At 31.7% G+C, this 26,948-nt stretch carries 28 protein-coding genes and 1 pseudogene; 13 read left to right on the top strand and 16 right to left on the bottom strand.

Annotated features, from left to right (window positions below):
- The first annotated feature begins 28 nt into the window (after positions 1-28).
- The 5 genes from clpB to AC2D6V_RS09755 all read left to right on the top strand — a co-directional run bounded on the left by clpB (position 29) and on the right by AC2D6V_RS09755 (position 5,719).
- Positions 29-2,635 carry an ATP-dependent chaperone ClpB gene (gene clpB / locus AC2D6V_RS09775; protein WP_484647956.1) on the top strand — a complete coding sequence of 869 codons (2,607 nt, stop codon included), beginning with the start codon at positions 29-31 and terminating at the stop codon, positions 2,633-2,635.
- A gap of 390 nt (positions 2,636-3,025) precedes the next feature.
- Positions 3,026-3,673 carry a deoxyribose-phosphate aldolase gene (deoC, locus tag AC2D6V_RS09770; RefSeq protein WP_484647954.1) on the top strand — a complete coding sequence of 216 codons (648 nt, stop codon included), beginning with the start codon at positions 3,026-3,028 and terminating at the stop codon, positions 3,671-3,673.
- Positions 3,674-3,804: 131 nt separating this feature from the next.
- A complete protein-coding gene (gene deoC / locus AC2D6V_RS09765) occupies positions 3,805-4,470 on the top strand; it encodes a deoxyribose-phosphate aldolase (RefSeq protein WP_484647953.1) in 666 nt (221 codons plus the stop codon).
- 3 nt (positions 4,471-4,473) lie between these two features.
- The gene (deoD, locus tag AC2D6V_RS09760) at positions 4,474-5,172 is read left to right on the top strand and encodes a purine-nucleoside phosphorylase (RefSeq protein ID WP_484647952.1); all 699 of its coding nucleotides are present in this window, start codon (positions 4,474-4,476) and stop codon (positions 5,170-5,172) included.
- 4 nt (positions 5,173-5,176) lie between these two features.
- On the top strand, positions 5,177-5,719 hold the full coding sequence (locus tag AC2D6V_RS09755) for a GNAT family N-acetyltransferase (RefSeq protein WP_484647951.1): 543 nt from the start codon (positions 5,177-5,179) through the stop codon (positions 5,717-5,719).
- A 56-nt stretch (positions 5,720-5,775) separates the two neighbouring features.
- Here AC2D6V_RS09755 and AC2D6V_RS09750 read toward each other — a convergent pair whose 3' ends face one another.
- The 7 genes from AC2D6V_RS09750 to AC2D6V_RS09720 all read right to left on the bottom strand — a co-directional run bounded on the left by AC2D6V_RS09750 (position 5,776) and on the right by AC2D6V_RS09720 (position 12,067).
- Positions 5,776-6,516: a DUF6503 family protein gene (locus tag AC2D6V_RS09750; RefSeq protein ID WP_484647950.1), complete on the bottom strand. Its 741-nt coding sequence runs from the start codon at positions 6,514-6,516 to the stop codon at positions 5,776-5,778.
- Positions 6,517-6,590: 74 nt separating this feature from the next.
- The gene (locus AC2D6V_RS09745; RefSeq protein ID WP_484647949.1) at positions 6,591-7,439 is read right to left on the bottom strand and encodes a 5-oxoprolinase subunit C family protein; all 849 of its coding nucleotides are present in this window, start codon (positions 7,437-7,439) and stop codon (positions 6,591-6,593) included.
- Positions 7,432-8,163: a 5-oxoprolinase subunit PxpB gene (pxpB, locus tag AC2D6V_RS09740; RefSeq protein ID WP_484647948.1), complete on the bottom strand. Its 732-nt coding sequence runs from the start codon at positions 8,161-8,163 to the stop codon at positions 7,432-7,434. The genes AC2D6V_RS09745 and pxpB overlap by 8 nt, the downstream gene beginning before the upstream one ends.
- Before the next feature lie 2 nt (positions 8,164-8,165).
- Entirely contained in the window at positions 8,166-8,906 is a 741-nt protein-coding gene (gene pxpA, locus AC2D6V_RS09735) for a 5-oxoprolinase subunit PxpA (RefSeq protein ID WP_484647947.1), read from the bottom strand.
- Positions 8,906-10,138 carry an Nramp family divalent metal transporter gene (locus tag AC2D6V_RS09730; protein WP_484647946.1) on the bottom strand — a complete coding sequence of 411 codons (1,233 nt, stop codon included), beginning with the start codon at positions 10,136-10,138 and terminating at the stop codon, positions 8,906-8,908. Before AC2D6V_RS09730 ends, pxpA begins: the two co-directional genes overlap by 1 nt.
- Positions 10,135-11,247, bottom strand: a complete 1,113-nt coding sequence (locus AC2D6V_RS09725) for a DUF2891 domain-containing protein (RefSeq protein ID WP_484647945.1) — start codon at positions 11,245-11,247, stop codon at positions 10,135-10,137. The genes AC2D6V_RS09730 and AC2D6V_RS09725 overlap by 4 nt, the downstream gene beginning before the upstream one ends.
- Before the next feature lie 55 nt (positions 11,248-11,302).
- On the bottom strand, positions 11,303-12,067 hold the full coding sequence (locus AC2D6V_RS09720) for a YifB family Mg chelatase-like AAA ATPase (protein ID WP_484647943.1): 765 nt from the start codon (positions 12,065-12,067) through the stop codon (positions 11,303-11,305).
- 3 nt (positions 12,068-12,070) lie between these two features.
- On the opposite strand from AC2D6V_RS09720, the gene AC2D6V_RS09715 reads away from it, so the two are divergent.
- The 3 genes from AC2D6V_RS09715 (at position 12,071) to AC2D6V_RS09705 (ending at position 15,853) form a co-directional block, all read left to right on the top strand.
- A complete protein-coding gene (locus AC2D6V_RS09715; RefSeq protein ID WP_484647942.1) occupies positions 12,071-13,717 on the top strand; it encodes a recombinase family protein in 1,647 nt (548 codons plus the stop codon).
- A gap of 1,003 nt (positions 13,718-14,720) precedes the next feature.
- Positions 14,721-15,284: a tyrosine-type recombinase/integrase gene (locus AC2D6V_RS09710; RefSeq protein WP_484647941.1), complete on the top strand. Its 564-nt coding sequence runs from the start codon at positions 14,721-14,723 to the stop codon at positions 15,282-15,284.
- Positions 15,285-15,511: 227 nt separating this feature from the next.
- The gene (locus AC2D6V_RS09705; RefSeq protein ID WP_484647940.1) at positions 15,512-15,853 is read left to right on the top strand and encodes a hypothetical protein; all 342 of its coding nucleotides are present in this window, start codon (positions 15,512-15,514) and stop codon (positions 15,851-15,853) included.
- Between the two features lie 431 nt (positions 15,854-16,284).
- Here AC2D6V_RS09705 and AC2D6V_RS09700 read toward each other — a convergent pair whose 3' ends face one another.
- The 9 genes and pseudogenes from AC2D6V_RS09700 to AC2D6V_RS09660 all read right to left on the bottom strand — a co-directional run.
- Positions 16,285-16,620 (bottom strand): hypothetical protein, encoded by a 336-nt coding sequence (locus AC2D6V_RS09700; RefSeq protein WP_484647939.1) that lies wholly within the window; start codon positions 16,618-16,620, stop codon positions 16,285-16,287.
- Positions 16,621-17,117: 497 nt separating this feature from the next.
- The gene (locus AC2D6V_RS09695) at positions 17,118-19,490 is read right to left on the bottom strand and encodes a pullulanase X25 domain-containing protein (RefSeq protein WP_484647938.1); all 2,373 of its coding nucleotides are present in this window, start codon (positions 19,488-19,490) and stop codon (positions 17,118-17,120) included.
- A 301-nt stretch (positions 19,491-19,791) separates the two neighbouring features.
- Positions 19,792-20,019 carry a hypothetical protein gene (locus AC2D6V_RS09690; RefSeq protein WP_484647937.1) on the bottom strand — a complete coding sequence of 76 codons (228 nt, stop codon included), beginning with the start codon at positions 20,017-20,019 and terminating at the stop codon, positions 19,792-19,794.
- Between the two features lie 246 nt (positions 20,020-20,265).
- On the bottom strand, positions 20,266-20,634 hold the full coding sequence (locus AC2D6V_RS09685) for a hypothetical protein (protein WP_484647936.1): 369 nt from the start codon (positions 20,632-20,634) through the stop codon (positions 20,266-20,268).
- A 416-nt stretch (positions 20,635-21,050) separates the two neighbouring features.
- Positions 21,051-21,239, bottom strand: coding sequence for a hypothetical protein (locus tag AC2D6V_RS09680; RefSeq protein WP_484647935.1), 189 nt, complete (start codon positions 21,237-21,239; stop codon positions 21,051-21,053).
- The gene (locus tag AC2D6V_RS09675) at positions 21,229-21,537 is read right to left on the bottom strand and encodes a hypothetical protein (protein ID WP_484647934.1); all 309 of its coding nucleotides are present in this window, start codon (positions 21,535-21,537) and stop codon (positions 21,229-21,231) included. The genes AC2D6V_RS09680 and AC2D6V_RS09675 overlap by 11 nt, the downstream gene beginning before the upstream one ends.
- Positions 21,538-21,561: 24 nt before the next feature.
- Entirely contained in the window at positions 21,562-22,131 is a 570-nt protein-coding gene (locus AC2D6V_RS09670) for a hypothetical protein (RefSeq protein WP_484647933.1), read from the bottom strand.
- A 31-nt stretch (positions 22,132-22,162) separates the two neighbouring features.
- Positions 22,163-22,297: a hypothetical protein gene (locus AC2D6V_RS09665; RefSeq protein WP_484647932.1), complete on the bottom strand. Its 135-nt coding sequence runs from the start codon at positions 22,295-22,297 to the stop codon at positions 22,163-22,165.
- Between the two features lie 383 nt (positions 22,298-22,680).
- Positions 22,681-23,520: pseudogene (locus AC2D6V_RS09660) on the bottom strand (YifB family Mg chelatase-like AAA ATPase); the annotation flags it as partial.
- Positions 23,521-23,871: 351 nt separating this feature from the next.
- Between AC2D6V_RS09660 and AC2D6V_RS09655 the strand changes: the two are divergent.
- The 5 genes from AC2D6V_RS09655 to AC2D6V_RS09635 are packed head-to-tail and all read left to right on the top strand — an operon-like array spanning position 23,872 to position 26,942.
- On the top strand, positions 23,872-25,050 hold the full coding sequence (locus tag AC2D6V_RS09655; protein ID WP_484647931.1) for a molybdopterin molybdotransferase MoeA: 1,179 nt from the start codon (positions 23,872-23,874) through the stop codon (positions 25,048-25,050).
- An 11-nt stretch (positions 25,051-25,061) separates the two neighbouring features.
- Positions 25,062-25,400: a winged helix-turn-helix domain-containing protein gene (locus tag AC2D6V_RS09650; RefSeq protein WP_484647930.1), complete on the top strand. Its 339-nt coding sequence runs from the start codon at positions 25,062-25,064 to the stop codon at positions 25,398-25,400.
- Complete coding sequence (locus AC2D6V_RS09645) at positions 25,401-26,141, top strand: sulfite exporter TauE/SafE family protein (RefSeq protein WP_484647929.1); 741 nt, start codon at positions 25,401-25,403, stop codon at positions 26,139-26,141.
- Complete coding sequence (gene mobA, locus AC2D6V_RS09640) at positions 26,138-26,725, top strand: molybdenum cofactor guanylyltransferase (RefSeq protein WP_484647928.1); 588 nt, start codon at positions 26,138-26,140, stop codon at positions 26,723-26,725. The genes AC2D6V_RS09645 and mobA overlap by 4 nt, the downstream gene beginning before the upstream one ends.
- Positions 26,709-26,942, top strand: a complete 234-nt coding sequence (locus AC2D6V_RS09635; RefSeq protein ID WP_484647927.1) for a MoaD/ThiS family protein — start codon at positions 26,709-26,711, stop codon at positions 26,940-26,942. The genes mobA and AC2D6V_RS09635 overlap by 17 nt, the downstream gene beginning before the upstream one ends.
- Positions 26,943-26,948: the final 6 nt, after the last annotated feature.

The following is a 26,948-nucleotide window of genomic DNA, read 5'->3' as shown; positions in this document are numbered from 1 at the left end:
ACAATTCAGAAAGAAAAATTAATATAATATGAACTTAAATAATTATACCATAAAATCACAAGAAGCCATACAACAGGCGCAACAAATTGCACAAGGTTTTGGTCATCAACAAATAGAAAATGAACATCTTTTTAAGGGTGTTTTCGAGGTTGATGAAAACGTATTACCATTCCTTCTTAAAAAACTGAATGTAAACGTATCTATATTAGAACAAGCTCTAGCTAAACAACTAGAAAGTTTTTCAAAAGTAAGTGGTGGTCAACTTATGATGTCACATGAGGCTGGCAAAAGTCTTAATGAAGCCGCTATCATTGCTAAAAAAATGAAGGACGACTTTGTATCTATTGAGCATTTAATTTTAGCTGTCTTAAAATCAAAAAGTAAAATAGCACAAATGCTAAAAGATCAAGGTGTCACAGAAAAAGGTTTAAAAACAGCCATAGATGAACTTAGAAAAGGAGAAAATGTAACCTCACAAAGTCAAGAGGAGACTTACAACTCGCTAAGCAAATATGCTAAAAACTTAAATCAGTTGGCCAAAGATGGCAAACTAGATCCAGTTATTGGGCGAGATGAAGAAATACGTAGGATTCTTCAAATTTTAACACGAAGAACAAAAAACAACCCGATTCTTGTAGGTGAACCAGGAACTGGTAAAACAGCCATTGCTGAAGGTTTAGCACATAGAATTATAGATGGAGATATTCCAGAAAATCTCAAAGACAAGCAAATATTTGCATTAGACATGGGCGCGTTAATAGCAGGTGCAAAATACAAAGGAGAGTTTGAAGAACGCTTAAAAGCTGTTATAAAAGAAGTAACTACTAGTGACGGCGATATTGTCTTATTTATAGATGAAATCCACACCTTAGTAGGTGCTGGAGGCGGGCAAGGTGCTATGGACGCAGCAAATATTTTAAAACCTGCTCTTGCACGCGGAGAACTGCGAGCTATTGGAGCAACCACTTTAGATGAATATCAAAAATACTTTGAAAAAGATAAAGCTTTAGAGCGTCGTTTTCAAAAAGTAATGGTTAATGAGCCAGATACCGAAAGTGCCATTTCAATCCTTAGAGGGATTAAAGAAAAGTATGAAACGCATCATAAGGTACGCATTAAAGATGAAGCTATTATTGGTGCTGTAGAGCTATCAACAAGATATATTACAAATCGCTTTCTACCAGATAAAGCTATCGACTTAATGGATGAAGCTGCTTCTAAACTACGCATGGAGATTAACTCAAAGCCTGAGGAATTAGATGTTTTGGATAGAAAGATTATGCAGTTAGAAATTGAAATTGAAGCTATTAAACGTGAAAAAGATGAAACAAAACTTAAATCTCTTCGCACTGATCTAGCTAATATAAAAGAGCAACGCAATGAGATAAATGCGAAGTGGAAAAGTGAAAAAGAAGTTGTTGATAATATTCAAAACACCAAGCAAAATATCGAAAATTATAAGCTGGAAGCCGAAAGGGCTGAACGCGAAGGCGATTATGGAAAAGTAGCCGAACTTCGCTATGGAAAAATAAAAGAGGCTCAAGAAGAACTTGAAACCTTTCAAAAACAATTACAAGCCCAATCTGAAAATTCTTTGATAAAAGAAGAAGTGACTTATGATGATATTGCCGAAGTAGTCGCTAAATGGACAGGTATTCCTGTTACAAAAATGATTCAAAGTGAACGTGAAAAGCTTCTGAAATTAGAGAATGAACTTCATAAAAGAGTTGTGGGTCAAGAAGAAGCTATTGTCGCTGTAAGTGATGCTGTAAGACGCAGTCGTGCTGGTTTACAAAATCCACAAAAACCAATAGGCACCTTCTTATTTCTAGGAACTACGGGTGTTGGGAAAACAGAATTAGCCAAGGCATTAGCCGAATATCTATTTGATGACGAAAGCGCTTTGACTCGAATAGATATGAGTGAATATCAAGAACGTCATGCTGTAAGTAGATTGATTGGTGCACCTCCAGGATATGTAGGTTATGATGAGGGCGGTCAACTAACTGAAGCTGTAAGACGCAAGCCTTATTCTGTGGTGCTTTTAGATGAAATTGAGAAAGCACATCCAGATACCTTTAATATTCTATTACAAGTATTGGACGAGGGACATTTAACAGATAATAAAGGACGTGTAGCAGATTTTAAAAACACTATTATAATTATGACTTCAAATATTGGAAGTCATTTAATACAACAACGATTTGAAGCAACAAAAGACTTAGATTCTGCTATTGAATCTGCTAAAGTTGATGTGCTTGGTTTATTAAAACAAAGTGTAAGACCAGAGTTTTTAAATCGCATAGACGACACAATCATGTTCACACCGCTAAGCAAAAAGGATATTGTAGACATTGTTCAACTTCAATTAAAAACAGTTACAAAAATGATAGCCCAGCAAGGCATTACGTTTGATGCAACTGAAGAAGCGATAAGCTATTTAGCAAAAAAAGGATTCAATCCAGAATATGGAGCAAGACCAGTAAAGCGAGTAATTCAGAAAGAAGTACTAAATGCTTTAAGCAAAGAAATATTATCTGGAAAAATAACTACGGACAGTATTATACTACTCGATGCTTTTGATGATAATTTGGTTTTTAGAAATCAAGGTGATCTAGTAACAGAAGAATTTTAAAAATATTGGGGCTATTTGTAACAATTCTTCATTCAAATAGTCTTTAAGTTGGTTGGTTAGTTGAAAAGCAACGTAAATCTCTTTTTAGATGCGCGTTGCTTTTCTCATTAAATTATTTAGAGATGATAATTCTTTCAAAATAGACGAAAAACCAAAATTATCGTTAAAAAAACACAAAACTTAGTTAAAGTGCAATAATTTGATAACAAACAAGTTAAATAAAATGAGTTTGCAGTTCATCGAAAAACCATTCGTTTTAAACATTTTAACAAGATAAAGTTATAACTTGGTAACATGTAAAGCCCCAAACTCTACATAAATTTTATTAATTAATAGCACTCTATTTTCTTAGTTCAACAAGTTAATAGAAAATAAAACCTACTTATAAAAATGAACATATCCAAGTACATTGATTACACTCTCTTAAAATCTACAGCTACCGAACGTGAAATTATTGACCTTTGCTATGAAGCAAAGAAAAATAATTATTATGCTGTCTGCATAAATAGCTCTTATGTGGCTCTTGCCAAACAACTACTTTTAAATACCAGTATTAAAGTATGTACTGTCGTAGGTTTTCCTCTTGGAGCAATGACTACTCAGGCAAAAGTATATGAAGCAAAAAAAGCGATTGAAGATGGTGCTAATGAAATCGATATGGTGATTAATCTGGGTTTCCTTAAAAGCCAAAATTATGTGTCGGTTTTAAAAGATATTAGCGATGTAAAATTAGCCATTGGAAAAGTCCCTTTAAAAGTGATTTTAGAGATTTCTGAAATCAGTAAAAATGAGATTATAAAAGCTTGTGAAATTTGCCTAGACACAAAAGCAGATTATATTAAAACATCTAGTGGGTTTACAAAAAGTGGTGCAACGCTCACTGCTGTTAAGATTATTAAAAAAACGGTGAAAGATGATATAAAAATAGTGGCTTCAGGAGGAATAAATGATATTGAAACAGCCTTAAAATATATAGAAGCAGGAGTTCATAGAATTGATACTTCAGTAGAACTAAAAACAGAATCTATAACTGTTTGATATAAATATAAGTTAAAAAGAAGAAATGCCTAGAAAAGCTAAATAGCTATTCTAGGCATTTTAATTTAATGCAGATTGAAGACTCTTTTTAAAGCAATATTTCGAAAAATAAACTTAACTTTAGCAAGTATATGAAACCTATTAATCAATATATAGATCACACGCTTTTAAAGGCCACTGCAACTAAAGATGCCATTATAAAACTTTGTGATGAAGCTAAGGAATTTCAGTTCTTTTCAGTTTGCGTAAATAGCTGTTTTATAGCATTAGCTAAAGAACAGTTAAAAAATAGTTCAGTGAAAATTTGTAGTGTAGTCGGTTTTCCTTTAGGTGCCATGTCTACTTCAGCTAAGGTTAAAGAAGCAGAACACGCTTTAAAGGATGGCGCCGATGAAATTGATATGGTTTTAAATATTGGGCTTCTAAAAAGTAAAGATTTTGATGCTGTTTGGGAAGATATAGAAGCGGTTAAAGCGATAATGCCAAATAACGTTTTAAAAGTGATTCTAGAAACCTGTTATCTTGAAGAACTTGAAATTATAAAGGCAAGTGAATTAGCCATTCAAAGTGGTGCCGATTTTATAAAAACTTCAACAGGTTTTGGAACAGGCGGAGCAACAATAAACGATGTTAAATTAATGAAAAGTGTTGCAAAAGATTGTGTCAAACTTAAGGCATCTGGTGGTATCAAGGATTTAGAAACTGCTCTAGAATATATCAATATTGGAGTGGATAGATTAGGAACATCATCAGGAATTGCTATAGTAACTGGGAAACCATCAAATTCAAATTATTAAGATATGAGTGTTCATATAGAAGCGAAAAAAGGCGAAATCGCAGAAACTATTTTACTACCTGGAGATCCGCTAAGAGCTAAATGGATTGCTGAAACTTTTTTTGAAAACCCAAAATGTTTTAATAAAGTTCGTGGTATGCTGGGTTATACAGGAACCTATAATGGAAAAACAATTTCTGCTATGGGAACTGGTATGGGAGTGCCGTCAATTTCCATCTATGCGCATGAACTAATTACCGAGTATGGTGTAAAAAACCTTATTCGTGTTGGTAGTGCAGGGTCTTATCAGAAACATGTAAAAATTCGAGATATTGTGCTAGCAATGGCAGCATCTTCAAATTCAGGAGTTAATGAACTGCGTTTCGGTGGGGCTGACTACGCTCCTACTGCCAATTTCGAGTTATTTCAGAAAGCTGTAGATGCTGCTAAATCAAAAGACATTCCACTAAAAGCTGGTAATGTATTTACCTCTGATGAATTTTATGCAGACGATTTTGAATCCTATAAAAAATGGTCAAAGTTTGGAGTACTTTGTGTTGAAATGGAAACCGCTGGTCTATATACTGTAGCAGCAAAGCACAATGTAAACGCGTTGTCTATTTTAACCATTTCAGACTCATTAGTTACTGGTGAAAGAACCACAAGCACCGAGCGAGAAACAACTTTTAAAGACATGATTGAAGTTGCACTGGAACTAGCTTAATCCTATGATTTTCATTTCTGACATCTTAAAGCTAGAAGAAATAACGCTTGATAATCATTCGGAATTATTCGAACTCATGGAACGAATATATCGTCCCTCCTATAAGCATTTATGGATAAATGAAGATTGTAGTTGGTATTTAAATAAATGCTATGGGCTTTCAAATTTAAAACAGGAGCTTAAAAATAAAGATGCTCGCTACTTTTTTGTTGTTTACAATTCAGAAAAAATTGGTATCCTAAGGTATATTTTGAATCAAAATTTAAAAGATTTTACCAATCAACCAACAACCTATCTACATCGCATATATTTAAGTAAAAAAGCTCAGGGCAAAGGTATAGGACAACAATTATTAAATTGGGTGGAAAAACAAGCGGTAAAAGACAGCCATTATCATCTCTATCTTGAAGCTATGGATACACAACAACAGGCTTTAAATTTTTATAAGAATCAAGGGTTTAAAGAAATTGCCAGATTTGAACTAGATTTCATTCGTATTCACGAACAATTAAGAGGCATGTTGATTCTTCATAAAAGAATAGTGTGAAATATTATGTCCTAAGCTGCAAAATTCATTGATGAATTTATAAATAAACTAAGTGTTTATTTAACATCTATATTTATCAATTCAATTTTAGATAATAAGACAAGTTCTTTTGCTTGAAATACTCTATCTAAATCTTCCAAAATTATTGAGGTATCTATTGGTTTATAATTATTATAATCTGCAAATCGAATACCATTTACATAACGTTCATTAAAAGCTTCACGAAAACGCAAACCCAATTCACCATCATCTTCTAAATACGAATATGCCAAATAATCTACTTTAAAAGTATTAGCATTAATCCAATAGACAAATATATCTTCAAAATCGTCCCCGCCTCCTTTTTGATTAAACGCTACTTTCACTTTATGATATAGTGAACCGTTTATATTGACTGCTTCTAGACTGGTTTTATTCACTGCCGCATCGTTTAAACCAAAAGGTAAAACCGAAAAATAGTGGACAGAATTCACAGATCGCGCATATTTTGCAGCCATAGTATCTACTACTATTATTTGTTCATTATTAAGAAAACGCTTAAAACCTTTATTTGATAGCACATCTTTGTATACTCCTAAGGAATCTGAAAACTCTCGAATTAGTTTAAAAGAACCGTTATGCCTTTCTGCTATATAATGTCTTCCTCTAAAATCAAAGCTTATTATAGAATTTTGAAAACGTTTGCCACCAGAAACCTCTATAGATTTATCAATAATTTGATTCGCATTTAATGTTATTTCCTTGTTACAACTAAAGAACGATAGAGTTAAAAATAATAAAGTCAAAAATCTTTTCATGATTCGTGTTTATCGGTATACGGCTGTAAAGCTATAAACTTCTTTTCAAAATCGTCATAAAACTATCTTAAGGTTTATTTAGAGAAATTAAAACTAATCTCACTATCCGCGAATTTTTGAGCCAATACATTTATAGAAGATTCTTTTAACTGCAAAATTCTTGGATAGCCACCTGTTGTCTGGCAATCGCGCATCAATACAATAAGTTTTCCAGAAGGCGTTAACTGAACTGTTCCTGGTAAAACGGAAGATGTAATGATAGAATCTAAATTATTAGAAAGCGTTTCTGTTAGTTGATACGCCATTCTATTATTATTTTTTGAAACAATAAAGGGTTTTGAAAATAAGGCGTCCTTCTGAGTTTTAGAAAGCATTTCAAATTCTGGACCTTTCAAAACGTCAATGATCAGAGAGTCAAAATGGGTTTTATCAATTTTGACAGTCGCAAGTTGTTCATCAAAATCATTTTCTGAAGCATCAATTAAGAGTGCATCATTTTTTGCTATTACATACTGTTTTGTTATGCCTTGATACATACTTCTGCTACGCATCACCTTTTCTGTTTTAAACCCACCTAAAACGGCCAAATAAGCTCTAAAACCATAATTTAGTTTTCCGAAAGATAATAGATCACCACTTTTTAAGGTTATGGCTTTATTTAATTTTATAGAATTGTGATTTAACTTAGGCGATATATCTGCACCAGAAATACAAATAGTCGCATTGCATTGAAATTCAAGCACTGGTCCCATCATGGTTATTTCCATAACAGCTGAACGTTCTTCGTTACCCAATAAAACATTTGCTACTGCTGCCGAATATTCATCCATAACTCCAGAATAAGGGACACCATATTCTTGATAACCATGTCGACCAAAGTCTTGAATAGTAGAGTAAAAACCTGTTTTTTGAACCTTAATCATAAATCACCTCACTCTTTAGTTGATAAACACCAGCATCAACCAATGTTTTTATATCTTGATATTCTTTTAGTGTAATTTGATTAAACTTAATTCGATCACCCGATTTAGCAAAGCAAGGTCTTTTATTTTCCGCACTAAAAAAGTTTATGGGCGAATTTCCAATAATATTCCAACCACCTGGACTTTCACTAGGATAAACACCCGTTTGTTTGCCACCAATAGCTACAGCACCTTTATCTATTTTTAATCTAGGAGTAGCTTTTCGAGGTGCATATAAAGTTTTATCAAGTCCTCCTAAATATAAGAATCCAGGCAGAAAGCCTATAAAATAAACGGTGTATATGGTACTTGAGTGAAACTTGATAATATCACTTTTAGACATATTTTTTTCAAGAGACATCTCATCCAAATCTATAGCAAATTGATCATCATAACACACAGGAATATTCCATTGTCTGAAAATAGGCTCAATCTGTTCATGAGAATTAACGTAAATACTTTTAAGTTCTTGAATACTGTTTTCTACCATCAATTCATTTAATTCATAAACTACTAATAATGAATTATATGCGATTCTTATTTCAATTATAACTTCAATATTTCCCTTCTTGATTTTTTCTTTAAAGCCAATAATATCCAATAATATATCTTTATCAATAATCGATGGCCACTCAACTAAAATAGAGCGCTCTCCAAAAGGCTTATATGTGAGTTGGTAACCCATATTTACCTAATCGAAATATCATGAGTTTGTAAACGACTTTCTAAATTCCTAATTAAATTAACAACATTTTTATTATCGCCATGAACACAGAATGTTTGAGCTTTTATTTTAGTAAATTCACCTGTAATGGTTTTTACTTGATTTTTGGAAATCATATTAAAGACATGATTGAACACGTCGTCTTCATTATGAATTAATGCATTCGATTCTTTTCTTGAGACTAAGGTTAAATCGGAGTTATAATTTCTATCGGCAAAGGCTTCATAAACGATTGGGATATTATTTTGAATGGCTAATTCTTCAATAACAGATTTATAAGGCACGTAGAGTTTTGTAGGTAAGACCATAGATTTCATAACCTCAACAATTACGTTGGCAACTTTTTCATTTACTGAAGCAAGGTTATATAAAGCGCCATGTGGCTTTATATGGTGAAGTCTTCCATGTTCTTCATGGAGTATATGTTCTAAACTATTTATTTGTTCTTTAATACTTTTAAATAAAGCAGCACAAGACATGTCTAGTTTTTCTCTACCAAAATTAGCTTTGTCTGGAAAAGAAGGGTGCGCACCTATCTTAACACGAAGCTGTTTAGCTAACTTTACAACGGTTCGCATAATTTCAGCATCTCCAGCATGACCACCACACGCAATGTTGCAAGATGAAATGAATGGCATAATCAATGATTCGTTACCAATCCCCTCGCCTACATCAACATTAATATCAATAGCACTTGGTATCACTAAAATATATTTAACTGAAAAACTTTATTGAGTGTTGCAACTGATAGCAAGATACTAATTCCTAAAATTATAAACCCGAAGATATTCTGTTTTAAATTATTTTTATAAACTCCAAGTATAGACGATTTGTTCATAATCCAAATTAAAAAACCTGCAATAACTGGTAATAATATACCATTAGCCACTTGAGCAAATTTTATAATATCGATAGGTTTTATGTTTAATGATGAAAACAGTACCCCAAGCAATAAAATGAATATCCAAACAATTCTAAATTTACTAGATTTTAAATTTGAACTCCAACCGAAACAGCCACAAGCTACATAAGCCGCTGCCAAAGGTGCTGTTATGGCACTAGTAATTCCTGCAGCAAACAAACCTATTGCTAGAAAATATTTTGCAAAACTACCGAACAAGGGTTCTAAGCTTATTGCTAAATCCGCGGCACTACTTATTTCTTGGGACTGATTAGCAGCAGCCGAAATAATAATACACATTGAAACCAATCCACCCAAAATAATAGCTATCAAGGTATCTTTTCTTGCATATTTTAAATCGTTAGTGTTGTTCCATTTTTCTTTTACTAGTGCTGCATGAAGGAATAAATTATATGGCACCACTGTGGTTCCAACAAGCGCAATAACCGTTAATATGCTTTCACTAGAAAATTGAGGTTTAAAAACACCTTTTAGAATATTACCTATATTGGGTTTAGTCATAATAGCTGTAATTAAAAAGGCCGAACTCATTAAAACAACTAATGACACCAATACTTTTTCAAGTACTTTATAATTGCCTAAATACAATAATATAAAAGCTATAACACCAATTATAAGGCTTAAAATATTTAAAGATAAATCACCCATTTGAATACTTGGGTTTCCAACAATAGTTTGTAAACCCAAGACACCACCGCTAATATTTCCAGCTTCGTAAGCGGCATTACCAATAACGATAGCCGATAGTATCAATACCATGGTAAACCCTTTTAATACAGGGTTTTTAATTTCTGTTCTAATAATCTCTGATAAGCCTTTTTGAGAAATAATACCCAATCGCGCAGACATTTCTTGAAGCACGATTGTTGCTATTATAGACAAGACCATCGCCCAAAGTAGCGAATAACCAAAATTCACACCTGCGACCGTACAAACAGTAACCGTGCCTGGTCCAATAAAGGCTGCGGCAACTAAGGGACCTGGGCCTATGTTTTTAAACCATTTTTTAATCATTCCGATATGGAATTCAATGCATAAATAGCAAAACTACCTAACCAATGACCACCTTCATAACTATCGCCAAAAATACTCGGTAATGAATAGTTGATATGCTTATTTGCAATGTTTTTCAAGTGATTGTATTCTGGTAAACCTTCCGCTATTTTATTTAAACTCCATGCTCTTGAAAAATTCACGCCATCAAGGTGAACTAAATGTCCATCAGTTCTATCGGAAACAATACCAACTTCTAAAGCATAGTTTGTGTCTTTTAATTGTGGCAAAAAATGGTTCAGCCAAATTTTATAATCCTCAATTGGCAATAACCTTTTCATTAAAGCTGCTTCTTCTAAGCATGGCGATAAGAAATCACTACCACTGGGTTCCCATGAGATTGGACACCCTATATCACTATCATAGAAAAACAATGAACGTGCTTCAATAGCTTTTTTTAAAGCTTCATTATTAACAGTTTCTGCATAGTCGTATGCAAAGGATAAACCAAAAGCTGTATTGGTATGTGTTCCTACTCGTAACGGATAATTTAGTTTAGGTAGAAACTCAATGTATTTACCAACTAACAAATCTGTGAGTGGTTGTAAATTATTTTCTAATCGTCTAGCCGTGTCATCATCCCAAGTATGCAGTTCTTCGGCCAGTTTTAATAACCATGCCCAACCGTAAGTGCGTTCGTAAGATTTATTATGTTTTCCATAAAAATAGGTCACTTCGACTTCTATATTTTCTTTTGAAATGTTATTTAAAAGTTTTTGCTTAATTTCTTCTGCATTATCCATGTTTGGAAATGACTTTAGCAAACTCACCAAACTCCAATGACCATGAACCGCGGAGTGCCAATCGAAACAACCATAAAATGCAGGATGTAATGTTCTAGGCGATTTTAAATCTTCATTACCTCCTAAGGTTTGTGATAATTTATTGGGATATTCTGTGTTTATACAGTGTAATGGTAAATTGGCTAGCTTGTTGGCTTGTTCTATATTGAGCACTGGTGTTTTAGCCATTTCGATTGGTTCTGTTTTTTGGGTTTTTTTATTTTCTTTTTTTGAATTACATCCTAAAATTGAAATTAAGAGAATAGTAACTATTATAAAATTCTTCATATTTTGTTTTTTAAAATATTGACAAGTGTTTATTAAATAATTAATCAAACTAAACTTACCCCAACCACCCTTCTCGATCCAAACTTCGATACTGAATAGCTTCACTAATATGAGAACCATTCACCTCATCTACACCTTCTAAGTCAGCAATCGTTCTAGAAACTTTTAAAATTCTATCATAGGCTCTAGCTGATAGATTTAGGCGTTCCATGGCCGTTTTTAAAAGTTGTTTTGAATTTTCGTCTAACAAGCAATATTTTCTAATTTGCTTTGTATTCATTTGTGCATTGTAGTGGACTACCTCTGAATCGCTAAAGCGTTGTGTTTGAATTTGTCTTGCTTTAGTAACACGCTTTCTAATATCAACCGAAGTCTCTCCTTTTCTATCTTCTGAAAGTTTGTCAAATGGCACTGGTGTCACTTCAATATGTATATCAATACGATCTAATAATGGTCCCGAAATCTTACTCAAATAACGTTGCATTTCAGCTGGACTTGACGTTACAGGTGCATCAGGATCGTTAAAATAACCTCCTGGACTCGGATTCATACTTGCTACCAGCATAAATGACGATGGATAGGTTACCGTAAATTTGGCTCTGGATATAGTAACTTCTCTATCTTCTAAAGGTTGACGCAACACTTCTAAAACACCGCGCTTAAATTCGGGTAATTCATCTAAAAATAAAACACCGTTATGTGATAATGAAATCTCTCCTGGTTGTGGAAATGTACCGCCACCAACAAGTGCTACATCTGTTATATCATTTCTTGTGGTGGTATTAATATTTTCTTTATATTTATAATTAATAAAAGTCAAGTTATGTTAGCTATTTATACAAGATTATCTAGAGAAGATGAAGATAGTAATTCTATTCAAAATCAAATACGAGAAGGTAAAGAATTTGCAAATAACAATGGTTTTAAAGATTTAAAGATTTATGATGAAGGCTCTGGTGTTAGTGGTGGCTTAGATATTGAAGATAGACCACAATTAGAATCGTTAATGAGTGATATAGAAAAAGGTTTTATTACTTCTGTTTGGTTTAGAAATCAAAACAGGCTTGAAAGAAATACTTTAACCTACGCAAAATTCTCAACTCTTGTAAAGACTTTAGATTGTGAAGTCTATTTTGATAACACTAAGGTAGATTTTAACAATCCTAACAATGCTCTACATAATCATATATTATCAGGTCTTAATCAGTACCAAAGAGAACTACAAAGCATCCAGACAAAAAAATCTTTAAAAGATAATGCTAGAGAAGGTAAAGCACATGGTAATACTCGTTATGGCTATTCAAAAGACAAGGATAATTATATAATTATTGATGATGATGAAGCTAAAATCGTAAAGCGTGCTTTTGAATTGTCTTTAAGTGGCAATGGAACGAACAAAATCGCAGAAATATTTAATAGCGAAAACATACTAACACGATATAATAAAATAGGGAAAGGAACTTTAACAACTCTATACAATGGTAAAAAAAGAACCGTAAAAAAGAAAGATATTAAATGGTCTGGACACACCATTAGAGGTATGCTAAAAAGCCCAATGTATAAAGGTGAAAGACACACAAAAAGCGGTGTTTATAATTGCCCTAGTATCATTACTCCTACCCTTTGGCAAAAAGTTCAAGAAAACCTCATCAAGAATAGAAATACTAATGGTAAAAAATATACATACAATTATTTATTAAAAGGAAAAATTACCTGTAAAAAATGTGGCAGTTATTATTATGGCAGAACTCGACAAAATAAGAAGGACAATTATTATATGTGTTCTAGCAAAAGGTATAAAGACAAAAATTGTGGCAATCGCAGTATCAATATCGATGTCATTGAAAATTTTATATGGACTAGGTTTTTTGTAGATGAAATATTTAAACAATTAATACAGGAACATTTTGAAAGTAATAATGAAGAAACAATCCTAAACGATTTAAACACTAGTCTAATTGAATTAAACAAACTAAAGTTAGATAATGACCATCAAAAAAATAACGCTGTTAAACTAGCTGTAAGAGGCTTATTAAGTGATGAAGAACTTGCGCCCGAATTAAAACGAATTAAAGCTGAAGGACTAAAAATTAAAATTGATATTGAAAATAGAAAAGAAAGAATTGATAGCCTTAACAACATCAGTAATAATATACTTGATATTGTAAATGATTTAAAGTCTGTTAAGAACAATTCAAGTTTTCATGACAAAAGAGAAGTAATAAAAAAATACATTAAAGAAATTGTCATTGAATATAAAGACAATATTTGTCTATTGATTATAGATTTTAATATCCCCTATTTTAAGAAAGAAGCTTATTTATTGTTTAGATTCAATAATATATACCCTTGTGCTATTGAAATGAAAAAAGGAATTTTAATTCCATTAACAGAAGATATATTCGATTATGATGAAAAAGAATTATTAAAAAGTGGTAAAGAATTCATGGAGCAATTAAGAGCTATTTAACGAATTTGTTTTATTAATCTACTCACTTGTGTAGGCGTAAACTCTTTTTCATTGGTTGTTTTTCTAAAGTCGTTTTCACTATTTGCGTTGTATTACATTTGTTTTGGTTTGAATTTATAAGTGTGGGCGAAGTACCCAGCAGGAAGTAGATTCACGTAAAAAGCCTATTTATAAGAGTGGTCTAAGTGGGTTCTGGGTGTCCGTTTTACGTTAACGTAGAAGGGGTGAAAAAAACTCGATAAAATTTTCGGGTGTCATTTCGATTATTCCGAAATACATAATGCAATAAAAAATAATAAACATGAATACAAATGATAAAATTATTTTGAACGTTATTTGTATCCAGTTCTTGAGCTTGAGTTTGAGCTTTATTTTGTTAACAATAAGAGCTGCTAATACAACCCCTATTATGATAGAAACAATTCCAGCCATCATTAATTCCGCTAGCATGTTTATTAGCCGCTCTAAAGCGTTTGCAAACATAGGTTTATTTGATTAATTTGTTCTTTGGTAAACTACGCTTTTTTTGAACGGTTCTATCTTCTTTGATTGACTAAATAAAATAATTAATCCTACAAAATGGTTCTGAGATATTTTTACAAATTTTGAAAAGTCACTTTCTGGTAAATACATATTTGACTATCATAAAACCAGATATTCATAGTGCTATATTCGGTTATTTTTTGTATATTAGAAGTCAACGACCACAATAAACATAAAGAAGTAACATAGTATTGTTAATTAATTCCAGTTACTTTAGTCTCTATGTATATTGTGGTTTGTTTATTTATACTTATTTCTGATTGATTCAGCTTTGAAATCTCAAGGATGAGATAACTAGAGTCTGTATATCTGAATTTACGTGAAAGTCTGTTTTTAGAGGTGTTTATTACTGTGTATTAATAAACAGTCATTGATTTTATTGGTGTTGTAAGGTGTTGCTTTGATATATTGTTTATTATCACTATATTTATGTAGTTAATAAACATATAATTCTATAATTATGAACAAAGAATCTTTAAAATTAGACTATGACAAAGCATATCAAAAAGGTGTGAAGTTGTTAGATAGCAAAAAGTATTATGAGCATAAAGTCGGTCTATTTATTTTAATAGGTATTCAAACTGGATTAAGAAGTATTGATATACTAACTTTAAACAAGCGTACGATTGAATTTAAAGATAATGGTGCTATAATTAATTATACTGCACATAAGACAAACAAAAAAGGTAGGGCGTTTGTTGATAGTAAAATATCTAAAGCAATAAAAGAAACTGTATCAGATAATATATTCTTTAATGAATCTATGGGAGTGCCTTTCTCACATACTTGGATTAATAGAAGATTGAAATCAGTATTTGCAAAAGATTATAATAATGCTATAAAACAAGGTTTAACTCTCGGTGTTCACTCTTTGCGTAAAACTGCTGGTAGTTATATCTATAAAAATTATGGTGTAGAAACTGCAAGAGAGCAATTACAACATAGTGGTTATTCCATTACTAAAACATACTTAAAAGAAACTAAGCAAGAGCATTTAAATAAGTTAGAAAGTCTATTCGCATAACCTTTGATTTAAGACTGTTTTTAGCCTATTTAAGCCATGATAATTAGTCTGTAATGTTATGACGTCAAATCAATCAAAAGCCTTGTAAACATTGCTAAAATGAGTTCTTATTTTGTCTTTATAGCCTACCATTATTCGCACTCTGATTTAATTGCTATTAACTTAATTATTGCATTAGGTTTTACTTCTATATCTTTGTCTACCTTACAAGAAACTAACTTAAAACTATGAGAAAATTAATCTTCTTTTTATTGACCACAATTTTAATCAGTTGTGATTCTGCTAGTAGAATTAGTGATGCTTTAAGTATAACTCCTTGCTTTCCAATAATACAATATCATTTATCAAGTAATTGTGAAGATAGTCCTGAACGTGCAAGTAGTTTAAACCTACGTGATGCGGGTTCTATATTAATTTCTGATATAGAAGTTATATTGAATGAAGCTGAAATTGGAGAATGTGTTCTTGTGAATTTAATCGGTTTCACTAATAATAATGGCGAATCTTTAGGCAATGTATATATTGTTAATGACGCAGAGAAATCATGGCTCGTTAAAGACTGCAATTAATTCTCTCTAGTATCTCTTTTCGTAAAGACGCTTCGCTCTCGACTTCTTGAATTATTGAAATATTACCGCCTTTCGCTCTCGTTTTCAACGGTAACTTTTTAATTTGTTATGATTTAATAAAAACAATTCTTCACATTTTCGTAAGCATCTTTACAAACAAAGAGTAGACCAATAGCCAAAACAATGAATATTAAAACAATTATTAAAATAGTCTTTAATGTTATTTTTTTTTGTTTCATACTAATTTAGCGTAATGTTATCCCAGCCAGTATTACTACAATTATAAAAAGTATAAATAGGGTTTTATCATGCTTTTCGTCATCCATGAATTAAATATAATCAATACAAATCAATTAATTGATTTATTACAACCTCGCGCGCGCGTATTGTGTGGATTTTGATTAATTTTTATGACTTTGAAAAAACATTGATTAATCAAATCCAGATGCGCCACCCCAAATAATAACAACAGCAGAAACCAAAACCATTCCAACAGGCAGAATAATTGACGTTATTTTATCTTTGAGTTGTACTCTTTCTACCTTCTGTTCATTAATCTGAGTTTTAATGATATCCCTACTGATATTATGAACACCGTAATATTGTCCATTTTCAAATCTTATTCTCTTGAACTCTAGAGTTCTATTATCATTAGTTTTAATTCTGGCTTTCATATCCGCCCTAACTGCTTTGTCAAGAGTAACATTAGCAGATTTATAAACCGTACAACCCTGAAAGAAGATTAAAGAAGAGAAGAAAATGGCCATTATTCTAAAATGTATTTTTATTTTTTTCATTTTGAATAAAGATTATTTTTTGTGGACTAAATGTAACCTTCTAAAAAAGGTTGACATATGATTAATATCATACTAGTAAAAAAACTTTTAAGCCTTACACATCACCAATTAGAGCGTTTTACAGTTCAATGATAGTATTTGGTTAGTTGGAATTTATCGTTCGTGTTTTGGGGATTAATCCTGATTAAACTTTTGGAGAATACTTATCAAGACTATTTCCATATTTAAAACTTCTTACTTCTGTAATTACATTATGCTCTGCATCATAAACAACCTCAACAAAGAACTTGTCTATGGCATACCAGTTGATTCTAATGGCTAAGGTGGTGAAGTTGTGTAGAAAGCATCATACAAACCAAACAGTAGCCTTTTTCTTCTAAGGTTTTTGTAAAATAATAATTTGAAAGCAATAAATAAGGCTATGCAAAAAAAAAGGCCTATCTGATAGATAGGCCTTTAACTAAAAATCAGTTTTTTATAAACTTTTTAAAGAAGTCACCTTCCTCTGTTTTGAATTTTAAAATATAAATTCCCTGAGGAAGTGTTCTTACATCTATTTTGTTGTTTTTTAAAATGCCATTTTCTTTAACTTCACCAAACATATTATAAATATCGTAAGATGCATTTTCAGAAAATTCGAGTCCTTTTATATTAATTACTCTGTCAACTCCATTTGGATAAAGAATGAACCCTTTATTTTTTATATTAGAATTGTTAAATTCTTTTATAACTGCTTGGTCATGTAGGACCTTAACAATTACTTGTCTTTCAGAATAATTTCCTGAGTCGTCGAAGGTCATAATTGTTATATAATAGTCTCTTCCATCTCCTTTTCCTGATCGTTCTGCTCTTAAAAGTACATTATGCTCGTCCAATATTTCCCAATCTGGAGCTTTGTCGCCATCACCTACACCGTTTTCGGCTTCGTTACTGGTAACATAAAGTTCAGTAGTGGTGTTTCCACAGTTATCCATAACAACATATTCTATGAATACTTGTACCATTTTATGATTAGCTGGCCAAAGGGGTTCATAGATCTCATTTAAATCTGCAATTACTGGTTGTTCTGTGTCAAAAACAATAATATCAAAACTACAAGTTATTTCATCACCTGTTGTTTTAGAAAGCAAAAATGAATTTGTTGTAATACCAATTGGAAATAAGGAACCGCTTGGTAATCCTTCAGTTTGTGTTATTGAAAGAATTTCACCTCCACAGTTGGCTGTGGTCACAAATTCTGGATAATTTACAATTGCCCCACAAATACCAGGTGAGTTATTCACAGTAATAGTGTTTGGACATTGATTTAATGTAGATATATCAGTGTAAGGCGTTGAAGTCAGGATATGGGTTTGTGCGTCGTAACTGAAGGTGATTTCACCATCTGCTGGAATATATAATTGAAGCTCATTACCCCATTCAGTGCCATTTTCTCCATAGAAGAATATATTATTACAGCCAACTGTTTCTTTCACCCAGTAAGTATAACATCCGGCAGGAAGTGTAAAGCTGCCTTCCCATAGACTGGAATTGGTATTATATACTAAGGCTGGGTTCTCACATTCATAATCATAATCATAAATACAGCCCAATTCGTTCTGTAAAGTTCCATAAAGTGATACTTTTGTCACCCCCTGCGGAGCACCACTATATGGCGTTGAACTGATGATGTGGCTAACAGGGTCATATGTAAAGTGCGTGATATCAGGGTTTGTTGGAATAAATATGATATAATTTGGGCCGTTATGAATGCCTTCCATGCCAAAACTATTTTCCCAGCTGTTTTCTATAACTACCCTATACTCATAACATCCACTGGGAATATTCAAATCTGTTTCAAATAATCCAGAACCTGAATTATATATGAGTTCTGTGTTGGTACAATCCGGAACCCAGTCACCATAACAACCTAATTCATCCTGAAAAGAACCCGCAAGCACAACTAGTGGCAAACAATCAGGCGAAAATCCACTCGCAATAGGCGATGTAGTTACTAAATTTGTGGACGGGTTATATATAAATGTTATTTCTTCTGAACCCGAAGGGAGACACAAAAAAATATCAGGCCCATTAATTAGACCATTTTCACCATAATTTATATCCCAACTACCCCCAACAGTTACTTTGTACCGGTTTTTTCCTTCAGGTATTTGAAAAGTACCGGTGTATAAACCTGATGAGGAATTTAAGGTCAGTTCTGTAAATTCACAATTTTGGTCCCAATCACTATAACAACCTAGTTCATCCTGAAAAGTACCAGCAATTACAATCTTATCTGGTGGAGTAGGGCCTAAATCTTGTAATATGACATTATCAAAATAAATAGTAGTATTATCAGTACCCAATTCAAAACTTAATTTATGAAGTGGAAATATTGCAAAAGCTTCAAAATCTAAACTATAAGTTTGCCATTCTGTGGTTGCATTTTGGGAATATTGATTATAACCAATTAGACTGGTATAGTTACCACCATCTTCACCTAAAAAAACTCCAAAAGAACGGTTGGCATCTGCTTTAACGTCAAATATGAGTCTATAAGCATGTCCCTGTATTAATGAAAAACCCCATTGTGCCAACTGAATATCCCAAGTGTTAAATCCAGCATTAATTATTTGAAAATTGCATACTTCATCAACAACCATTGGGTTTGCATCTGAGCCATTTCCATAAAAATTTACCCAGTATGCCCATACATTGGAAGGTGGTGTGGGAGTGTCAAAAGGAATAATTTCAGTAGTTAAACTGAAATCACCATCAGTCAAAATATTTTGGGAATGGCTTAAACCAAAGGTCAAGCATATGATTCCTAAAATCAATGATTTAAAGTAATTTTTTTTCATGATGTTAGAATTTAATGGATTAATTGTATAAGGTATTTATATCGCTACAATGTAACAATGATGAATATCAGTTTAGATTTTTTTTAAAAGAATTAAAAAGATTAATTAATTTGATTTTGTATTGATTAATCTATTTATATCAAAGATGATAATTAATGAAATGTGAAGCATTTTTGTGGAAACTAATATATATCATTTTGTTAAATTGTTATATTTCTATATTTGTATCGCTATTAATTAAGGACTATTTATAGTCGAAAATTAGGGGATAGTTCTTAACCTAAATTATTCCCTTTTTTTATTAAAACTTTCCAGCATACTTATCAAGACTATGCCCGTATTTAAAACTCCTAATTTCTGTTATAACATTCTGTTCTCCATAATAAACAACCTCAACAAAGAATTTGTCTATTGCATAGCAGTTAATTTTAATGTCTTTAGTGATGTAGTTGTCTAAAAAAGTACCGTATTGGTTAACTGCTTCCATTCGTTCGTTTAGTTCTAATGCATTAAACTCGTATAAGGTCATTTTACACGATTTAATAAAAACAATTCTTCACATTTTCGTAAGCATCTTTACAAACAAAGAGTAGACCAATAGCCAAAACAATGAATATTAAAACAATTATTAAAATAGTCTTTAATGTTATTTTTTTTTGTTTCATACTAATTTAGCGTAATGTTATCCCAGCCAATATTACCACAATAATAAAAAGTATAAATAAGATTTTATCGTGCTTATTGTCATTCATGATTTAAAGATAAAAAGAATTGCCTAACAAAAGAAATTGTAATGTGAAAAAGGCTTAGTGATATGTTTAGTACAATAATAAGCAACAGCTTCTGAAGATAGAACGCTATCGAAATATCCAACAGCCTTAGTATTCAATTTTAATGCCTGTGCTAATTTATCTCTGCTAAATGTAGAATTAGTCTTTAACATAAGATGTACATGATTCATACTACAATTTCTATCTCTTTCTAATGAAAAGAATAAACTATCTACACTTTTATACTTGATTAAGTTAGACATCATTCTATTACTGCTTGTTGGTGTTATAGAATAATGAGGTCTTATTGTTGCTAAATAATTCCATTCCATACCTCCTAACCATTTGCCATATTCTATTCCTACCTTATTCATATTTAAATATTAATATATTGATTATCAGTTATTTATATTTTGGTATTAGATACACCAAGGGTAATTGCATATCTCTTAAAAATCCATGCATCAAAAAGTATTTTTACTCAAAAATCTTTATAATAGCAGTAACCTATCTTCTACTTTTGATTCTACTAAATTATTTTATCTAGGTCATAAACTAAAGGAGTAGTTATAAACATTGTAAACAAGTTTTTAACTCTTATTAACCTTTGTTAATTCAAGCTTGAAAAAAGCACTCGAGCCTTAACCCAAGTGCTTTAGTCCAAATCAAATAAACGAGAACAAAGCAGAAATCCTCGCTTTCCTTTTAAAAAAAAATATACAGATAACGATTGCTATTATGTTGCTTAATATTATCATGGCTTTGTATTTATTTTAGCTTCAGTATCATTTCACACAAACCTAATCTTATCCATTCCATCTATATAAATAACATTTTCATGCTGTCCTGTAAGGTTTATTATAGAATTTAATACAGCAGCTTTTTTGGTTTTAAATACTCCAAATGATATTTTATTATCTTCTATATATTGTTCAATCAATAAGAAATCCAATTCTTCTAACTCTTGGCTATTCAGCATCTTTTTTTTTGATTAATTCTAAAATCCGTTTCTCTCTCTCCTCTGGTGTATAGTTTAGTGGTGTTACCTTTTGTGGTGATGAATCTAAATCTATATGCCTTAATTTTGGAAGAACGTATTGAGCCATATCAAGCATTACTTTGATTCTGTCCTTTGCTCCTAGTTCATCCAGATTTGCTTGCATCGTATCAATGTTTGCTTCTAACAGTTCTTTGAACTTTAACCGAATATCATTATTGACTAAATTTTTAGAGCCTTTTTTTCTACCTCCATATTTGTTATTCTTAGAAAACCCCATCATATCTGTGTTTATCTAGCATGATTATGCAAAATGTTCTACATTTATTTTTAATTTATTGTTTGCTATATCAACAATCAACCTGCCTTTGCTAAAGCGCATTATTTGAATTAAATTACTTAATTCTGGGTTTTCTTTTTTAATATCCTCAACAGCCTCAATAAGCCTCTCTAGTGCATTATATAAGCCTTTATCTGCATCACTTAGAGTAATATTATAATCACTCTTTTTAAGGCTAGAATTAATACTCTTGCTAGTTATAGAAGGTTTTGATATATCTAGTTCGTTGCATAATTCTTTTAATGCTTTTACTTTATATTCTAGGTGGTTTAAATCTACATTAGTTTCATTTTCAAAGATATTTGTACGATCCAAATGTGATGGCTTATCCGTACAATGTAACTCCCAATATTTATTAATAACATACTGTCTTGGTGCGCCTAATAACTCTATATAATTTAAGTCTTCAACCGTTCCCAATGCTACAATAATTAAATCGTTTAATTCTTCAACTAGTTTAAAAGCCTGCGTATTATTATGTACTGCTTTATTATATTTATTTTGTCTAAATCCTATTACTTTTCTTGTTGCCATTCTTCTTGTTTTATTTTTAATTAGAAGTTAATTATTTATCATCATTAACCTTAGTTAGTAGTATATTTACAGCTCCATTAAACGTTGTACCATACTTGCTTTTTGTCTTGTCAACTTTATCACAATTTGCTGGTGTGATGTAAAGAAATTTTCGTTGTTTATCCATTTTTTGTAATTTTATATTGTTATCGTTAGTTGCTTTTTAATAAAGAACTACTAGTATATTAACAATAAAACACTAAATCCGTTTTAATAAATATGCAAGTAGTTATTAACAATTGTAATTCATTAGTTATGGCGGAAATAAATAAGTTTTGGTATTACTAGAAATCAATAGTAATATTTGAGGATATAAATAGTATATTTATTTATATGAGCAGGAATAAGAAATACAAAGAAAACTACAACGGTTATTTTGAAAACAAAATAAGAAGAGTTAAAGAAAATTTGTTTTTTGGAATTATATTATTAATAATCGGTATGGTAGGATATTTTATTAATGAAGTTCTTGTGAAATAAGATTATATACACCCCTACAATATATTATCTAACATCGCTAATAGTATGGTGAGGACTTCGAAACGGGCGCTGCGCCATCAAACCTGTATCTTTAACTCTACCTACTACGGAATGAATTTTTGTAGTTTCCAATGCTTCATGCAGTGTCATTGGTGGCAAAATACTTGGCAAGCGTTTTGCCAACATAGTTTTACCTGCTCCTGGTGGGCCTATTAAAATAATATTATGCCCTCCCGCTGCTGCAATTTCCATGCAACGTTTAATACCTTCTTGTCCTTTAACATCTGAAAAATCAAACTCTGGGAAATCTAAGTTTTTTTCAAACTCTTTTCGGGTATCTATTATAATTTGCTCTAAAGCCTCTCCTTTGTCAAAATAATTAATAACTTCTTTAATATTATCGACACCAAAAACTTCTAAACTATCTACTATGGCTGCTTCTTTGGCATTCGCTTTCGGAAGTATAAAACCTTTAAAACCTTCTTCTCTTGCTTTAACTGCAATTGGCAAGGCGCCTTTTATAGGTTGCAAACTACCATCAAGAGACAATTCGCCCATAATTAAATACTTATCCAAATCATCTGCTATAATCTGTTTTGATGCAGCAAGAATTCCAATTGCTAGTGTAAGATCGTAAGCACTTCCCTCCTTGCGTAAATCGGCAGGCGCCATATTTATTGTTATCTTTTTACCTGGGATTTTATAACCATTATTTTGTAGTGCTGCTGCAATCCTGTAATTACTTTCCTTTATGGCATTATCTGGTAATCCTACCAAATGATAACCAATACCACTATCAACATTTACTTCAACAACAATTGTGGTGGCTTCCACACCAAAAACAGCACTTCCAAAAACTTTTTTAAGCATACTTTTATTTTACTGCTTAAATTTAAGAAAAGTATTTTGAAAGTAACTTTAAGAATAATCTCTAACTTATGTAGTATTTTCACTTCGTATATCAAAACCTTATTTTTTCATGTTAATTTAACACATAAACAAGTTAATCCTGGAGTTTTTAAAAATTGAAAAATTGCATATATTTGTTATGCTATTAATTAATTCCTTTGGGGATTTAAATATCCGAAAAACTCTGCATATTAAATTATGTGGAGTTTTTTATGAAATAAGTTCAATTCTTCTAGTTTCGTAAATTAATATTGTCAATTATAGAAAATAAAAGCATATTCGTTATATTTGTTGGGATATAACGAAAACTTTATGATTTCTATTTCTGAAGCTATTTCTATTGTAAAAACCAACGGTAAGCCATTATTAAAATCGACCATAAAACAAGTTGAAAAAGCTGGTGGCTATGAACTGTTTGAAGATATCTTATCACCTATTAATATGCCGCCCTTTAGACAATCTGCTATGGATGGTTATGCATTGAACCTTCATAATGATTTATCATATAAACTAGTTGGAGAGGTTAAAGCTGGGGATGGTCATGCACCTGAACTTAAAAAAGGAGAGTCAGTTAGAATTTTTACTGGCGCGCCTGTTCCAGATTCTGCAAATGCAGTCATGATGCAAGAGAAAGTGAAATCAGAAGGCAATTTGATAACTATTGAAAACCAAATTCCATTAGAACACAATATTCGCCCTTTAGGAGAGCAGGTTAAAACTGGTGATATAGCTTTAAAAAAAGGAACAAAACTAACACCTGCAGCCATAGGATATCTAATATCTCTAGGTGTTACAAAAGTTTCAGTATATAGAAAACCTAATATCGCCATCGTTACTACTGGAAATGAATTGATTGAAGCTGGTCAAGATTTACCCTATGGAAAGATTTTTGAAAGCAATTCCAAAATGCTTTTAAGTGCCTTGTATAATTTAAAGTTTTATGATGTAACACTCAACAAAGTAGAAGATGATTACAGCAAAACCATTGAAACCATAGATATAGCGATTAGTAGTAACGATTTAGTTTTAATTACTGGTGGTATATCTGTAGGCGATTATGATTTTGTTGGAAAAGCTTTAAAAGAGCTACAAGTTGAAGAACTCTTTTATAAAGTGAAGCAAAAACCTGGAAAGCCTTTATTTTTTGGTAAAAAAAGCAATACTCAAATTTTTGCATTACCTGGGAATCCTGCTGCTGCTCTATCGTGTTTTTATGTTTACGTGTACATTACACTCCAAAACATGATGAATCGAGGGGATTTGGAATTACCTAGAATGAATGCTAAATCTATTTCAGATTTTGAAAAGAAAGGCGACCGCCCACAGTTTTTAAAAGCGATTTATAATGATGGAAAAGTTGAGATATTAGAAGGACAAAACTCATCAATGTTGCAAACTTTTGCCTTGTCTAATGCTTTGGTTTATGCTCCTGAAACCGTTACAAAAATTGAAAAAGGAGATACTGCTGAAGTTATAATATTACCAGTTTAAAATGATTAGCCATGGGATATAAAATAAAAAGTCGCATCTGGATAGAATCTGAAGACAATGTGCTTTTAGGCGAAGGTCGTGTGCATTTGTTAAAGGCCATTCAAGAAACAGGTTCGCTTTCTAAAGCTGCAAAATCTTTAAATATATCCTACAAAAAAGCGTGGCAATTATTAGATTCCGTAAATAAATCGGCAAAAAAACCTGTAACTATAAATAGCATTGGTGGCAAAGGTGGTGGAGGTGCGGAATTAACAGATTATGGAAAATCGCTTGTCGTTGCTTTTGATGATATTAATAAAAACTGCTGGCAATTTTTAGACAAACAATTAGAGAAAATTAAGAATCTTTAAATGCTACAAAACGATCACATATATATTTTTCTACTAATATTACCAATAGTATCTTTCCTATACTCAAGTGTGGGTCATGGAGGAGCAAGTGGTTATTTAGCATTAATGGCTTTGTTTTCATTTGCTCCTGAAAGCATGAAACCCACTGCTCTATTACTTAATATTTTTGTAGCTGGTATTTCATTTTACTACTATTACAAAGAAGGTTATTTTAATAAAAAACTATTTTTATCTTTTGCTATAGCTTCTATTCCATTAGCCTTTATTGGTGGTACAATAGAAGTAGATGCTTCAATTTATAAAAAAATATTAGCCTTTTTACTCATTTTTGCTATTCTTAAAATGTTAAATGTTTTTGGAAAAGATAACTATGAAACTAAACTAGTTAAACTTTGGCAAGGATTAATTGTAGGTGGTCTTATTGGTTTCTTTTCGGGATTAATTGGAATTGGTGGTGGCATTATTCTAACTCCTCTAATTTTGTTATTGCATTGGGGGAAAATGAAAGAAGCCGCGGCAGTTTCGGCACTATTTATTTGGGTAAATTCCGCAGCTGGATTAGTCGGACAAGTTAGTAGCGGTGTAACTATTGAAAAAGAATCATTCCTTTTAGTCTTTATTGCACTAATTGGTGGCGTTTTAGGTGGTTATTATGGCAGCAAAAGAATAAACAATCAACGCTTACGGTATATTTTAGCCTTTGTATTAATCATAGCCTGTACTAAATTATTTTTTACATGATGGTAGAAAAGAAAGACATAACAGGCATCATTTTAGCTGGAGGAAAAAGCTCGCGCATGGGAACTGATAAAGGTTTTATGATTTTTAACGAAAAACCTTTTATTCAATACAGCATTGATGCATTAAAACCTCTAGTTTCAGACATTATGATTGTTTCGGATAATTCCAATTATGATGTTTTTGGACATAAACGTGTCCATGATATTATAAAAGGTGCTGGTCCTGTCTCTGGAATATATTCGGGTTTATCAGCTTCAAAAACAGATTACAACCTTGTTCTGAGCTGCGATATTCCGTTGATTAAGACGGGTATTTTAGAAAAGTTGATAGAGAATATTGACAATGACTCTGAAATCATTCAAATTGAAAGTAATGATAAAACCATGCCTTTAATTGCGCTTTATAATAAGAAATGTGCCAAAGTGTTTTTTGATGCATTACAAAATGATGAACGACGCTTAAGAAGGGTTATAAGTTCTTTGAAAACGAAAAATGTAGTATTGAATGTTGATAATCAAAAAACGACAATGAATATAAACACGCAAGAAGAACTAAAAACTATTGGAGATGTACATAACGGTTAAATATTTTGGACAAATAGCTGAAGTCACTAATAAAGATGAAGAAACTATAAAAGTACCTGGAGAACAAGTTTCAGATTTGTTGGAAGTTCTCAACAATAAATATGACCAATTAAAAAACAAAGATTTTCAAATAGCACAAAATCAAGAATTGGTTGCACTAGAAACAGAATTAACAGGTTTAGAAATAGCATTATTACCACCTTTTGCCGGTGGATAAATTATT

Source organism: Algibacter sp. YIN40, assembly GCF_057219435.1.
Note: the sequence above shows the minus strand (reverse complement) of the source record. Positions and strands in the feature narration are given on the sequence as shown.

Bases quoted from the DNA above. Each gene is read 5' to 3' on its own strand.
- clpB (WP_484647956.1), top strand. From the start codon at position 29: ATGAACTTAAATAATTATACCATAAAATCACAAGAAGCCATACAACAG.
- deoC (WP_484647954.1), top strand. From the start codon at position 3,026: ATGAACATATCCAAGTACATTGATTACACTCTCTTAAAATCTACAGCT.
- deoC (WP_484647953.1), top strand. From the start codon at position 3,805: ATGAAACCTATTAATCAATATATAGATCACACGCTTTTAAAGGCCACT.
- deoD (WP_484647952.1), top strand. From the start codon at position 4,474: ATGAGTGTTCATATAGAAGCGAAAAAAGGCGAAATCGCAGAAACTATT.
- AC2D6V_RS09755 (WP_484647951.1), top strand. From the start codon at position 5,177: ATGATTTTCATTTCTGACATCTTAAAGCTAGAAGAAATAACGCTTGAT.
- AC2D6V_RS09750 (WP_484647950.1), bottom strand. From the start codon at position 6,516: ATGAAAAGATTTTTGACTTTATTATTTTTAACTCTATCGTTCTTTAGT.
- AC2D6V_RS09745 (WP_484647949.1), bottom strand. From the start codon at position 7,439: ATGATTAAGGTTCAAAAAACAGGTTTTTACTCTACTATTCAAGACTTT.
- pxpB (WP_484647948.1), bottom strand. From the start codon at position 8,163: ATGGGTTACCAACTCACATATAAGCCTTTTGGAGAGCGCTCTATTTTA.
- AC2D6V_RS09730 (WP_484647946.1), bottom strand. From the start codon at position 10,138: ATGATTAAAAAATGGTTTAAAAACATAGGCCCAGGTCCCTTAGTTGCC.
- AC2D6V_RS09725 (WP_484647945.1), bottom strand. From the start codon at position 11,247: ATGAAGAATTTTATAATAGTTACTATTCTCTTAATTTCAATTTTAGGA.
- AC2D6V_RS09715 (WP_484647942.1), top strand. From the start codon at position 12,071: ATGTTAGCTATTTATACAAGATTATCTAGAGAAGATGAAGATAGTAAT.
- AC2D6V_RS09710 (WP_484647941.1), top strand. From the start codon at position 14,721: ATGAACAAAGAATCTTTAAAATTAGACTATGACAAAGCATATCAAAAA.
- AC2D6V_RS09705 (WP_484647940.1), top strand. From the start codon at position 15,512: ATGAGAAAATTAATCTTCTTTTTATTGACCACAATTTTAATCAGTTGT.
- AC2D6V_RS09700 (WP_484647939.1), bottom strand. From the start codon at position 16,620: ATGGCCATTTTCTTCTCTTCTTTAATCTTCTTTCAGGGTTGTACGGTT.
- AC2D6V_RS09695 (WP_484647938.1), bottom strand. From the start codon at position 19,490: ATGAAAAAAAATTACTTTAAATCATTGATTTTAGGAATCATATGCTTG.
- AC2D6V_RS09690 (WP_484647937.1), bottom strand. From the start codon at position 20,019: ATGACCTTATACGAGTTTAATGCATTAGAACTAAACGAACGAATGGAA.
- AC2D6V_RS09685 (WP_484647936.1), bottom strand. From the start codon at position 20,634: ATGAATAAGGTAGGAATAGAATATGGCAAATGGTTAGGAGGTATGGAA.
- AC2D6V_RS09680 (WP_484647935.1), bottom strand. From the start codon at position 21,239: ATGCTGAATAGCCAAGAGTTAGAAGAATTGGATTTCTTATTGATTGAA.
- AC2D6V_RS09675 (WP_484647934.1), bottom strand. From the start codon at position 21,537: ATGGGGTTTTCTAAGAATAACAAATATGGAGGTAGAAAAAAAGGCTCT.
- AC2D6V_RS09670 (WP_484647933.1), bottom strand. From the start codon at position 22,131: ATGGCAACAAGAAAAGTAATAGGATTTAGACAAAATAAATATAATAAA.
- AC2D6V_RS09665 (WP_484647932.1), bottom strand. From the start codon at position 22,297: ATGGATAAACAACGAAAATTTCTTTACATCACACCAGCAAATTGTGAT.
- AC2D6V_RS09655 (WP_484647931.1), top strand. From the start codon at position 23,872: ATGATTTCTATTTCTGAAGCTATTTCTATTGTAAAAACCAACGGTAAG.
- AC2D6V_RS09650 (WP_484647930.1), top strand. From the start codon at position 25,062: ATGGGATATAAAATAAAAAGTCGCATCTGGATAGAATCTGAAGACAAT.
- AC2D6V_RS09645 (WP_484647929.1), top strand. From the start codon at position 25,401: ATGCTACAAAACGATCACATATATATTTTTCTACTAATATTACCAATA.
- mobA (WP_484647928.1), top strand. From the start codon at position 26,138: ATGATGGTAGAAAAGAAAGACATAACAGGCATCATTTTAGCTGGAGGA.
- AC2D6V_RS09635 (WP_484647927.1), top strand. From the start codon at position 26,709: ATGTACATAACGGTTAAATATTTTGGACAAATAGCTGAAGTCACTAAT.